An 11,387-nucleotide genomic window follows, 5' to 3' on the forward strand; every position below is an offset into this window, starting at 1 on the left:
AGGCAAGAGGAGGAGAAACGATGAAACGCAGCCGATTTACAGAGCATCAAATATTAAATATTTTAAAATATGTAGAGAATGGCCGTCTGGTAAAGGATGTCTGCCGTGAGCATGGAATATCCGATGCCACGTATTACAACTGGAAAGCTAAATATGGCGGGATGGAGGCCTCAGATATTAAACGAATGAAGCAACTTGAGGAAGAAAATGCAAAGCTGAAACGGATGTTCGCTGATTTGTCGCTGGAAAACCGTGCGTTGAAGGATGTGATAGAAAAAAAGCTTTAAAGCCGGCAGAGAAAAGGGAAATGGCTGATTATCTGGTAAATGAATACGGCATGAGTCTTAGACAGAGCTGTGCCGCCTTAAGCCTGAGTCGCACAGGTTACTATTATCAGCCGGCAGTAAATAAGGATGAGACGGTGATTAAAGAGCTGATGGAAGTTACCGAACGCTATCCGCGTTATGGCTTCAGGAAAGTGTTTGTCAAACTGAGGCAGGCGGGGTTTACATGGAATCACAAAAGGGTTTACCGGGTTTACTGTGAATTGCAGTTGAATATCCGCCGTAAAGGAAAGCGGAGATTGCCTACACGCAACCCAGAGCCTCTTGCGGTTCCCGCTACAGTTAACCATACTTGGTCTGCTGATTTTATGAGCGACGCATTGAACTGTGGCAGACGATTCAGGACATTTAATGTGGTTGATGATTTCAACCGGGAAGCACTGGCCATTGAAGTGGATCTGAGCCTGCCTGCCCGACGGGTTACCCGGGTGCTTGACAGCATTGCTGCCAGTCGAGGATATCCGGCAAAACTGCGTCTTGATAATGGGCCTGAGTTTATCTCTCTGGTATTGGCTGACTGGGCTGAAAAACACGGAGTTACTCTTGAGTTTATTCAACCCGGAAAACCTACTCAAAATTCATTTATTGAACGGTTTAATCGAACTTATCGCAATGAAATACTGGATTTTTATTTGTTCAGAAATCTCAATGAAGTTCGGGAAATAACCGGGAAATGGATGAAAGAATATAACGAAGAAAGACCGCATGAATCACTGGGAGATCTGTCACCATTTGATTATAGATTGATTAAAAATAAGTCGGAAAACTCTAGTTTCGGTTGGCACTAATAAGGGGAGGTTTACACGATGAGAAGCTACCACCTAACACAAACATGGTGTTGCTGCCAATATACCGGTTGGTCAAGACCGCATTACAAAGCATAATGCTCATATAGAACATGCCGATGATAACTAAAACTTGATAGCCGCTAGGATTAATTAATGTTTTTTTTTGAATTTTATATTTCATACAGCTAACCTACAACTAGCCTTAAGTGCTTCTTTTTATTGGTTTCTCTCTGTGTATTTGGGTTTTTTGCAAATTGTCGACCTGCCATAACCCCAATATAAAATGCTTGAATCGCATCAAATTCTTCAATAATTTTTTTGGCTAGTGCTATCTCGCTGGGCTCTCTTATATAGATTTCATCTGTTGTTTTGCATTCAAATCCAACTAAACCATCTCTATTTTGGAATAAAAGATTATATTTCCCATAACGACTATTTTGATAACTGCTAATGCAGTTTTTCTGTGTTATTTTAAGAAATGGATGCGTAAGATTAGTACGTATATATTCAATTCCTACGAAGCAAGATTGAATAGGATGTAGCCCAAACAATATAACAACATCACAGAGTATTTCCTCAAGCGACATTGGAATTATGCCCCGCGTATTTATACACTGAATTAAATAATTATCTTCATCATAATCAACAATTTTATATAAAATAAACTTTCCCTTGGTTTTGCTTTCTTTTTTGCTATCGGTGAAGCACGCCAGCAACTTTTTATACAACTTCATTTACTTCATCCTAAAGTACGCATTTTTCTGTAATAAAACACAATAGCTACAATTTAATATTTCTCTTTGGAAGAATGGAATAACCTCCGTGGGCAATTGATGAATGGAGTGTAGTTTTCCAATCAGAGTGGTTCAATAAAATGCTTTTTGAGTGCATCTTTATCATCCAATAATTTGATCAATACTAAATAGTCATCAGTAGGAATAAACCTGAAACAGTCTATTTTAGAACCTTCTTTATTGGCAATAAATGACAAAATTTTAAGCGATATTGCTTCTCGGTTCCTTGTCAAGCTGGAATTATTCTGTTCCATTTTTCCTTTTGACTTAAAATTCACAAAATTGTAACTTACATAATTTTAAAATAAAACAGAGAATTTAAGTATTTACCCATACCAAAACATATAAGCTGGCTTACTTAGAGTTATTATTTCATATTGTTGTTGAGTAACTCATTAATAATAAAATGTGAATAAACGTTCTAATTAACATAGCAAAGTTATCTTACATCGCTGCTATATATCAACTAATGCAAGTGATTATAGTTCGTAGTATAGCGGACGATTTATCGAATAGCCGTAGTCAACGATTAAAGTCGGGTACAGTTAATTCTTCTTGGTTGATGCATGGATAGAACCACAACCCCAATAATTTCGTGTTCACTTGCAACAAAGTTAAGTGAGTCCGAGTTCTGAATAATAGGCAATAGTTTCATTGTGGGGGGATCAATCATTAACTCGCGAAGGGATACAGCTCCATCTTTCCTAATTTTAAATAAAATTAAATCACCATCTATGGGCTTACATTCAGGATCAATAACAAAAAAAGAACCAGTAGGGAAACGTGGATACATGGACGGTCTGCTTTCAATAGCATAAGCATTTTGACTAAGGTTATCAATAGAAGCTAAAGGTATGGGTAACCAATTAGCCCAATTTTGATAGTTACCGAGACTTAATGGCTTATTATTTGACACTTGCTCCCATGAAATTATAGGAACCGCTTTTGGATAATTATTAGTTGTAAACGGATTTTTAATCAGCTCAATAGGATTGAGTAGAGTATCTAAACTGACATTAAAGTATGCAGCAATAGACTTTAATGTGGAAATTCTAGGATCAGAAGTATGCCCACTTATTAGGCGATGAATCGTGTTATAAGGTACGCCTAATGCCCGAGCTAGTTCACTTTCTGAAACATTGTTATGCTTCATCAACAGTGCAAGATTATTAGATAAGCTTTCATTTGTCCTATCTGAAGAAAAACTAACTGATTGTTCTGTCAAAGCTATCCTCGTTCATTAAATACCTTAGAGTAACATTTTTTTACTTGTTTGAAAATATGCTAAAAAATTTTATCCCACTAATTGAAAATATTTACATCAAAGTAAAAATAGCATACCATCTATTTACCTTTTGGTAACTGGCTCAAAAAATTATAAGTCGAAATAAATTGGGCTGAATACTAAAGGTATGCAAGGAGACTAAATAATATTAAAGGAGTAATTAATGTTCGAAGCTTCAAACCAATTCATAAATCAAGAAAAGCAATCTTTTCCATTTCATCATCGAACAAATGAGTTGGCACATATCCAAAATATTTTAGAATCCCAAGCCCCTGTTGTTTCAATAAAAGAAATTAATAATCTACGTGAACTGATAGCAAAAGCAGCGGTAGGAGAATATTTTTTAATTCAATCAGGAGATTGTGCTGAAAGTTTTTATGAGTGTGATCAAGATACAACCTATGCAAAGTTGGAGTTTATACAGCAATTAGCTGATTTTTTTCAAAGAAAAACTGGGAGTGCTGCACTTCAGGTGGGGCGGATAGCAGGTCAATATGCGAAGCCCAGAAGTAATCCCTTCGAGAACTCTGGAAGTGAGAAGATCTATTCTTATTTCGGTGATATGGTAAACCAATTTCACAAAAAATATAGAACCCCTGACCCTTGGCGAATGCTTCTAAGTTATAATTGCTCTGCATCTATTTATCGAGAAATCAGGCAATGGAATAGAGCGCTAAAAAAAGATCAACAGGTATATACAAGCCATGAAGCTTTGTTGCTTTATTATGAGCAAGCATTAACACGATTAGATAAGCGAACGGGATTATATTATAACCTTTCAACGCATTTTCCCTGGCTTGGTAAGCGTACTGTGAGTAGCATTGAGCACATCGCCTATTTGAAAAAAATTGCCAATCCTCTTGCAATAAAAATAGGACCAGATACCCCTATCCCAAAACTTATAAAAACAATCAATACACTAGACATTGACTATCTTCCTGGGCGCATCACGCTAATCCCAAGATTAGGGGTCAAACAGGTCAGCCGCATTTTGCCACAATTGATAGAGGCAGTTGAAAAAACTAAGCGTACTGTTTTATGGAGTTGTGATCCCATGCATGGGAATACTGAAATTTTAAGATCAGGAATAAAGACAAGAAAACTAAACAACATTATTGAGGAAATCAAAAGCTCATTTTTGATTCATAGAGCAATGGGTAGTCGACTAAATGCTATCCATCTTGAAGCAACGCACCAGAATGTAATGGAATGTATGGATTATACATCCTCTGAAAATGACAGTCTTGCAATGGACTTTAAGAAAAATTACAAAAGCCTGTTAGATCCTCGTTTAAATTATGCACAAACAATACATGTAATGCAGTGTATTGCAAAATGTTATGCTAATTGATGTAGTAGGCTGAAATGGAATTGTCAAATAAAATAATAAATATAGGCACACTGGGGCCTACAGGTACAAGCAGCGAGGCTGCGACAATATATTTTACTCGAACATTTAGATTTAGGCAGAAGCAGGTAGATCAGTTTGCAATTATACTGTTAAACAGTTTTAAGTGCGTACTTCGTGAGTTGGTTCATGGCGATCTTACATTAGCTATAGTCCCGCACGCCTATAGTAAAATTAACTTATTCTACATAAACCCCAAAATTGCTTTATACGGAATATTTATACACGATACCCCCCCGTATGGCTTAGCAAGGCGAGAAGATACTATTCCCTCTGGACAATATTGTCGAATTGTTTCACATCCTGCACCTGCGCATTTGCTGGATAGTCTTGTTGATGAAATGGGTCTATCCGGCTATGAAATAGAGTACGTAGAGTCCACCAGTAAAGCTGCGCTCGAGGTGTTTGAGCGTAAAGCTGATTTGGCTTTAACAAACAGGAATGCGATGAATAAGTATGGGCTTGTTTGCTGTGCGCCATACGGGGCTATTCGAATGGGATGGTCTGTATTTATCAAAAAGGAGGTCAAGGCATGAGCCATTTTTTTCCGGTTGCTCGCCAGATTAGTCCTGTGGAAGGTATTGATTCTTACATATTCAACTTAAATGATACTAACCAGACTACAATAATGATTTCCTATCTTCAGCCTGATGCAGAGTTAAAACAACATGCGCATCCTGAACGACAACTGGGAATGGCCTTAAAAGGCTCATTCACTATTCAGATTGATGGAAAGGAAGAGGAGTTATATGAGCTGAAAAATGCTTATGCCGTCCCTCCCAATGTACCGCACTCAGCAATCAACCGCTCAGGACAAGTTGCCGTCGGGCTTGATATTAAACGAAGTGTCCAAGCCGAAACCTTTCCTGGAAAGAATGACTATTTTATTTATCCTGAAAATAAACGCACATTAAAAACAGGAATTAATATGTGCTTTTTTGTCAGTTCATGGTGTGAGTTGATGTTAAGTACTATTCCAAAACAGGCGTCTATGCCAGCCCATCGACACCTTGGGGAGCAAATTGGGATAGCAGTCCACGGAAACTATCTCATGCAGGTGGGGGAGGAGGAGGAGAACTTCCATTTTGGGAAAATATATTATGCGCCTGAAAGTATTAGTCATGGTGCATATAACCCATTTGAGGAAACAGCTATATCTCTGAATTTGTTTTTGCCCCACCGCTATAATAAGCCTTTAAAGTATACGCGAGAGATTTGATATGGATTTACAGTTGAATGGAAAAGTCGCTTTAATTGCCGGAGCTAGTTCAGGGATTGGATTAGCAACTGCCTGGCAACTAGCTCAAGAGGGTTGTCATTTACTTTTATGTGGAAGAACGAAAGAAGCATTAGAAACGGCAAAAGCAGCTATTCGGAACCGTTTACCTGACTGCTTGATTGAAATGTTCGTGACTGATATTTATGACGCTGAAGAAGCCAGACAATTGATAACGAAAGCTTTACGTTGTTTTGGAAAGATAAATATTTTAGTGAACAGCACGGATGGTGCTCCTTTTAATACTGTGGATAGTGTGATCTCCGACAAGAGCTGGATGGAGGCTTGTGAGAAAAAATTATTAGGTTATATCCGGTTAACACAGCTCGTATTTGAAACAATGAAAAAACAGCGTTCGGGAAAGATTATTAATGTTCTGGGGTTAACAGGTAAACAGCCAGCCTCTGACTTAATGATGCCTGGAGTTATCAACGCGGGATTAATGAATTTTATTAAAGCATTTTCAAAGATAACCGCAATGTACAATGTATGTATAACGGGGGTTAATCCAGGCTTTATTTCAACGAAAAGATATCATTCATTTGTTCACAAATTATCCAGCACATCAGGTCATTCTGTTGAGTCAATTGAAGAGAGCATTTGCGAAAGTATCCCTTTAAAACGAGTTGGCCAGCCGGAGGAAGTAGCCTCTTTAATTAGCTTTCTATGTTCCGGGTTGGCAGATTACATCACCGGAATAAGTATCGACATTGATGGCGGCTTGTCAAAAGCAATATAAGGGATTAATCATGAGTAATCGGTTTGATAAAAAAGTTGTTCTTATAACGGGAGGCGCTTCAGGAATTGGTTTGGAGACGGCTTATCAATTTGCGGAGGAAGGGGCCATAACAATCATTGCAGATATTAACCGTGAAAAATCTGAAGAGGTAGTCAGGTCTTTTTCTAAAAGAGGGCAGAAATGTATCTATTATTATGCTGACGTTAGCAACGCCGAAAGCGTGGAGAAGCTGGTGGAGTGTGTAATTCAACAGTATGGACAAATAGATGTCTTATTCAATAATGCGGGAATAGAGATTTCAGGCAAAGTGATAGATTTCAAGGAGGAAGAATACCAGCAACTCCTGGATGCAAATTTGAAAAGTGTTTTTCTCTGTTCAAAACATGTTCTTAGGAATATGACAGAACGATATTCAGGCGTCATTATTAATATGGCTTCAGTGGCTTCTTTTCTAGCTTGGGCAGAGGATGCGATTTACAGTGCAAGCAAAGCCGCTGTTAAATTATTGACACAGGCTATGGCTGTTGAATATGCATCTTATAATATCAGGGTTAATGCAGTAGCCCCAGGAATTATAGATACACCCATGACTGATAGGGCTATTGGCACCGTTCCCAATATTACTGAATTAAAAAAAATAAAAGGGCAAATTCATCCTCTCGGACGATTAGGTTTGCCGGCGGAGGTGGCTCGGACTGTATTATTTTTAGCATCTGATGACGCCTCATTTATCACCGGGGCAATTCTGCCAGTTGATGGTGGGTTTTTAGCAGGGTAGGTATCAAAGTATGGAAAAAAAAGCAGAAGTAATTACCTATTTGCAACTCATTTTCGTCCAGCTTATTTGGGGAGGTGCATTTATTATAAGCCAGCTTGCATTAACCAGACAGCCAGTAATGACTACTTTATTGATTCGAAATATCGGCGTTTCCCTAGGGTTTATTCTGATTCTTTGTTGTTCTAAAAGATATAGATGGATATCGATTCCGTCTGATGGGATATGGCCTTTGCTTGGAATGGGGTTTTTTGGCGTTGTGGCATATAACCTTTTCGCATATTGGGGGTTATCCCTTTCATCGGCAATTAGTGCTTCACTGTTAATCCCAACAGTGCAACCATTGTCAACAGTCCTTCTCTCGCACATCAAGACTGTTGATCAATTAAGTCGCTCCCAATATCTTGGTTTATTAATAGGTTTAGCAGGTGCGGTGGCCACATTGACTGGGGATTGGAGCTTGCATCCTGGCATGAATAATATGTTAGGTAATCTACTCCTCATTCTGGCAGCTTTTTCTTTTTCATTTTATTCAATCTTCGGTAAATCAGTGCTGATTCACTTGCCTCCACTGCATACAACCGCCTATGCAACTATTGCAGGTAGCTTGCTGTTTATTCCTGCGATTTTTTTTGGTGATTGCCGGATTATTGCAGAGCATTTAAATATGGAGTTTTGCATGTATATGGGGTATCTCATTGTTTTAGGAGGGGTGCTCTCCTATCTATGGTGGTCGAATGGTGTGAAGCTTATTGGTCCTGCACAAACTGGGGTAATTACACTTTTGATGCCTCCCTTTGCATTATTGTTAGCTTCTGCAGTTTTAAAACAACCGATTAGCTTGCTGCAAATAACAGGTATTATTTTAAGTTTATCAGGAGTAGGGCTTAGTACAGGATTGGTGAGGCTAACAATCCCGCTTTTTAGCCCAATAAAAAAGGAAGAGTTATGAATTTTCAAAATACAGTAATAGTTATTGTTGGGGCTTATTCTACGGGTCAATACTTGGCGCCTGCATTCATTTCTCGTGGATATCAGTGTATACATGTTCAACCTGGAGAAACAATAAATCCTTATTTTTTAGCATCATTCAGACAACAGGATTTTATAAAAAACCTGATTTGGAGAGGCGTTACTGAAGAAATTATCCACGAGTTGCGTAAGTTTGAAATAAACGCAGTGATCCCTGGCTCTGAAATGGGGGTATTACTGGCGGACAGTATCAGCAAAAAATTGTCACTTCCCACCACTAATGATCCAACACTGAGTGTGGCCCGAAGAAATAAATATGAGATGCAGAAGGCTATTGCCCTTGCTGGGGTAGACTTTATCCCGGTTCTAAAAACCCGTAGGTGCGAAGAAATTTTCTTTTGGCTCGACACACAAGGTATAACCTATCCAGTTGTGCTTAAACCGTTATCGAGCGCAGGAACTGACGGTGTAGTCATTTGCCAGAACTGGATGGATGTGCAAACAGCTTTTGATAAGCTGATTAATACTATTAATGCACTTGGTGAGAAAAATGATGAGCTGCTCATTCAACCCTTCCTGAATGGAACGGAATATGTAGTCAATACGGTGAGTCATAACGGGGAGCATTATGTTACTGACATAATTCGGGTTAACAAAACAACTATTAATGCATCACCTGTTTATGATTATGCGGAACTTTTATCTCCCCTGGAGGAAGAAGCCCTGTATATGACTTTAACGAATTATGTTAAGAAGGCACTGGATGCCTTAGGCATTCAATTTGGTGCGGGTCATAGCGAGGTCATGCTAGTTGATGATTCTACTCCTGTGCTGATTGAGACAGCTGCAAGACCGATCGGGGGGATAGATCTTTCAGCCTATACAGAGGCCCTGGGCTATAATCATATCTCTATGATTGCTGAGTCTTACTTGAATCCGGATAATTTTCATAAAATATTAAGACCTGAAAATAAAGAGGGTTTACGTAAGCGACTTTTATGTACTTTTCTGATTTCACCCATTACTGGAGTTATTCGAAATGAACCCAATTTAGAGGTTTTATCGAGTTTGCCTTTTTTTCACAGTATTTCAATAAAAACCACAGGGATCCTGGAAGAGACGAGTACTCTTATCAATTGCCCTGGATTTGTTAATTTACTTGGTGAGAGTCGAGATGCTTTATTAAAACAACATCAAACAATACGCCAGTGCGAGCAGTATCTTTTTTCACAAATGATAAATCAGGATTCAGAGCTAAGGGAGGAGAGATGCGAGCAGCTCAATATGAATTAGTCCGATTGATGCAAATGAGAATGGACTACGTGCGTATTATCGCTTCACTTAAATTTCTTCTTAAAAAACCAATTTATGTACCATCTGTGGAAAGGGAGCAATACACCCAGATAGTAAAAATGGCATGGCAATTGAACCTGGATGAGTCTTTGGTTAAAAGTTTTACAAGGGTATTATGTAAAATTTCTCGCGAAATTCAGAGAAAGCTGCATGCAAGTTGGTATTCGAATCCCAGTGCTTGTGTGCAGTTTTTATTAAATCAGGCAAATCATATTTCGATTCTGCAGTTGAGCCAAATTAAGAATGAGTTATATGCATTGGATGGGCAAGTTATTTTGATTTTCGAGCAATTTTTACAATTATTTCGTTTCTCAATTCGATTAATTGACATGCAAATTATTCGTTTATTTTCGGTTTTGACTCCGGACTTTTCACTAAGTTCAATGAAAGAAGAGCTTAGAGATTGGTATCAACTATCTAGTAACGCTTTGCTGCAAAAATTATTCATATTGGTGGCTAAGTTCGCAAAAAAGGAATATATAAATGCCTGAGCGGATGATAGAAAGGTGGGATATAGAATCAATTACTAGCTTTTGCCAAAAGATAAATGGAATTGATCTAAGCCAGGGCGTTTCGTCTTTGCCATTAGATAAACAAATATTAGAAGGTTTCTATAATATCCTGGCGGATCAAAATGTGCATCGATATTCATCTTCTAAAGGAATTGTAGAATTAAGAGAATCAATAGCCAGTAAATTTTACCAATTTAACCAAATTGCAGTCGATCCAGAAACCGAAGTGATAATCACTCATGGCGCAACAGGAGCTTTAAGCTGCGCCATTAAAGTTCTATTTCACCCTGGTGATGAAGTATTGCTTTTTGAGCCATTTTATCCTGCACATCGCAATTTACTTGAGCTATTTGGTATCAAAGTCAGGTTAATGCCATTAAACCTTGACGATTTATCGTTCGATTTGGAGCAACTTGAACAGTCAATCAACTGCCATACACGCGGAATACTGCTATGCAATCCCTCAAACCCGCTGGGTAAAGTATTTAAAAAAGAAGAGCTTCAGGCTCTAGGTAAAATTGCAGAAAAGTACAACCTTTATGTAGTTTCAGATGAAATATATGAATACATGACTTATGATTCAAATAGACATATTTCTTTTGCAGCTCTTGATAATAATAAATTAAGAACCATCACAGTTTCAGGAATTTCCAAAACTTATAATGTTACCGGATGGCGATTGGGATATGCGGCAGGCCCATCTCACATAATAAAAAAAATGGCGATAACTCAAGATTTATTATATGTATGCCCTGTCACGCCATTACAAAATGCCGCAATAGGATTAATGTCTCTACCAGATTCTTATCATCAGAATCTAAAGCAATTTTATCAAATGCAACGTGATATTGTGATATCAGACTTTATTAATGCGGGATTTAAACCTATCCTGCCTGAAGGTAGCTACTATGCACTTGTTGATATTTCGAATTGTTTCAGTAACGATGAAATAGCATCGGAACAACTAATCTTAAAGACAAAAGTAGCAACTATCCCAGCCCGTATTTTCTTTACATCTGTAGTTGGACAAAAATATATCCGTGTATGTTTTGCAAAGTGCGTACCTACATTGTCTGAAGCCCCTGGAGTGCTGCCACGGGGAGAAGGTGGTGGAAAGCAGTAGGCTGGGCTGTAAAGCCCA

General features: G+C 38.3%; 12 protein-coding genes. 10 read left to right on the forward strand and 2 right to left on the reverse strand.

Annotated elements, in window-relative coordinates; translation table 11 throughout:
• The first annotated feature begins 20 nt into the window (after nucleotides 1-20).
• Nucleotides 21-1,132, forward strand: a protein-coding gene (locus tag DYH42_RS02650; protein ID WP_115316899.1) for an IS3 family transposase whose coding sequence is annotated in 2 segments (ribosomal slippage) — nucleotides 21-273 and nucleotides 273-1,132 — 1,113 coding nt in all. Because the reading frame shifts where the segments join, the coding sequence is not laid out codon by codon here.
• A 185-nt stretch (nucleotides 1,133-1,317) separates the two neighbouring features.
• Here the strand turns inward: DYH42_RS02650 and DYH42_RS02655 are convergent.
• Both DYH42_RS02655 and DYH42_RS02665 read right to left on the reverse strand, forming a co-directional pair.
• On the reverse strand, nucleotides 1,318-1,866 hold the full coding sequence (locus tag DYH42_RS02655; protein ID WP_058522259.1) for a hypothetical protein: 549 nt from the start codon (nucleotides 1,864-1,866) through the stop codon (nucleotides 1,318-1,320).
• A 589-nt stretch (nucleotides 1,867-2,455) separates the two neighbouring features.
• Entirely contained in the window at nucleotides 2,456-3,151 is a 696-nt protein-coding gene (locus DYH42_RS02665; RefSeq protein WP_237758939.1) for a helix-turn-helix domain-containing protein, read from the reverse strand.
• Between the two features lie 223 nt (nucleotides 3,152-3,374).
• Here DYH42_RS02665 and DYH42_RS02670 point away from each other — a divergent pair, with 223 nt between their 5' ends.
• Genes DYH42_RS02670 through DYH42_RS02710 form a run of 9 tightly spaced genes read left to right on the forward strand, consistent with a single transcriptional unit; the run spans nucleotide 3,375 to nucleotide 11,369 of the window.
• A complete protein-coding gene (locus tag DYH42_RS02670; protein ID WP_058522256.1) occupies nucleotides 3,375-4,562 on the forward strand; it encodes a 3-deoxy-7-phosphoheptulonate synthase in 1,188 nt (395 codons plus the stop codon).
• 14 nt (nucleotides 4,563-4,576) lie between these two features.
• Nucleotides 4,577-5,155, forward strand: a complete 579-nt coding sequence (locus DYH42_RS02675) for a hypothetical protein (RefSeq protein WP_058522255.1) — start codon at nucleotides 4,577-4,579, stop codon at nucleotides 5,153-5,155.
• Entirely contained in the window at nucleotides 5,152-5,838 is a 687-nt protein-coding gene (locus DYH42_RS02680) for a cupin domain-containing protein (RefSeq protein ID WP_058522254.1), read from the forward strand. The genes DYH42_RS02675 and DYH42_RS02680 overlap by 4 nt, the downstream gene beginning before the upstream one ends.
• 1 nt (nucleotide 5,839) lies before the next feature.
• Nucleotides 5,840-6,634 (forward strand): SDR family oxidoreductase, encoded by a 795-nt coding sequence (locus DYH42_RS02685; protein WP_058522253.1) that lies wholly within the window; start codon nucleotides 5,840-5,842, stop codon nucleotides 6,632-6,634.
• Between the two features lie 10 nt (nucleotides 6,635-6,644).
• Complete coding sequence (locus tag DYH42_RS02690) at nucleotides 6,645-7,412, forward strand: SDR family NAD(P)-dependent oxidoreductase (RefSeq protein WP_058522252.1); 768 nt, start codon at nucleotides 6,645-6,647, stop codon at nucleotides 7,410-7,412.
• Nucleotides 7,413-7,422: 10 nt separating this feature from the next.
• Nucleotides 7,423-8,361, forward strand: a complete 939-nt coding sequence (locus DYH42_RS02695; protein ID WP_058522251.1) for a DMT family transporter — start codon at nucleotides 7,423-7,425, stop codon at nucleotides 8,359-8,361.
• Nucleotides 8,358-9,674 carry an ATP-grasp domain-containing protein gene (locus tag DYH42_RS02700; protein WP_058522250.1) on the forward strand — a complete coding sequence of 439 codons (1,317 nt, stop codon included), beginning with the start codon at nucleotides 8,358-8,360 and terminating at the stop codon, nucleotides 9,672-9,674. Before DYH42_RS02695 ends, DYH42_RS02700 begins: the two co-directional genes overlap by 4 nt.
• A complete protein-coding gene (locus tag DYH42_RS02705; protein WP_058522249.1) occupies nucleotides 9,650-10,225 on the forward strand; it encodes a chorismate mutase in 576 nt (191 codons plus the stop codon). The genes DYH42_RS02700 and DYH42_RS02705 overlap by 25 nt, the downstream gene beginning before the upstream one ends.
• Nucleotides 10,218-11,369, forward strand: a complete 1,152-nt coding sequence (locus DYH42_RS02710) for a pyridoxal phosphate-dependent aminotransferase (protein WP_058522248.1) — start codon at nucleotides 10,218-10,220, stop codon at nucleotides 11,367-11,369. The genes DYH42_RS02705 and DYH42_RS02710 overlap by 8 nt, the downstream gene beginning before the upstream one ends.
• Nucleotides 11,370-11,387: the final 18 nt, after the last annotated feature.

Origin of the sequence: Legionella birminghamensis (assembly GCF_900452515.1) — a bacterium.
Lineage (GTDB): Bacteria > Pseudomonadota > Gammaproteobacteria > Legionellales > Legionellaceae > Legionella_C > Legionella_C birminghamensis.

Coding starts and splice junctions, on each gene's coding strand:
- DYH42_RS02700 (WP_058522250.1), top strand. CDS start 8,358: ATGAATTTTCAAAATACAGTAATAGTTATTGTTGGGGCTTATTCTACG.
- DYH42_RS02680 (WP_058522254.1), top strand. CDS start 5,152: ATGAGCCATTTTTTTCCGGTTGCTCGCCAGATTAGTCCTGTGGAAGGT.
- DYH42_RS02705 (WP_058522249.1), top strand. CDS start 9,650: ATGCGAGCAGCTCAATATGAATTAGTCCGATTGATGCAAATGAGAATG.
- DYH42_RS02710 (WP_058522248.1), top strand. CDS start 10,218: ATGCCTGAGCGGATGATAGAAAGGTGGGATATAGAATCAATTACTAGC.
- DYH42_RS02670 (WP_058522256.1), top strand. CDS start 3,375: ATGTTCGAAGCTTCAAACCAATTCATAAATCAAGAAAAGCAATCTTTT.
- DYH42_RS02685 (WP_058522253.1), top strand. CDS start 5,840: ATGGATTTACAGTTGAATGGAAAAGTCGCTTTAATTGCCGGAGCTAGT.
- DYH42_RS02675 (WP_058522255.1), top strand. CDS start 4,577: ATGGAATTGTCAAATAAAATAATAAATATAGGCACACTGGGGCCTACA.
- DYH42_RS02655 (WP_058522259.1), bottom strand. CDS start 1,866: ATGAAGTTGTATAAAAAGTTGCTGGCGTGCTTCACCGATAGCAAAAAA.
- DYH42_RS02690 (WP_058522252.1), top strand. CDS start 6,645: ATGAGTAATCGGTTTGATAAAAAAGTTGTTCTTATAACGGGAGGCGCT.
- DYH42_RS02695 (WP_058522251.1), top strand. CDS start 7,423: ATGGAAAAAAAAGCAGAAGTAATTACCTATTTGCAACTCATTTTCGTC.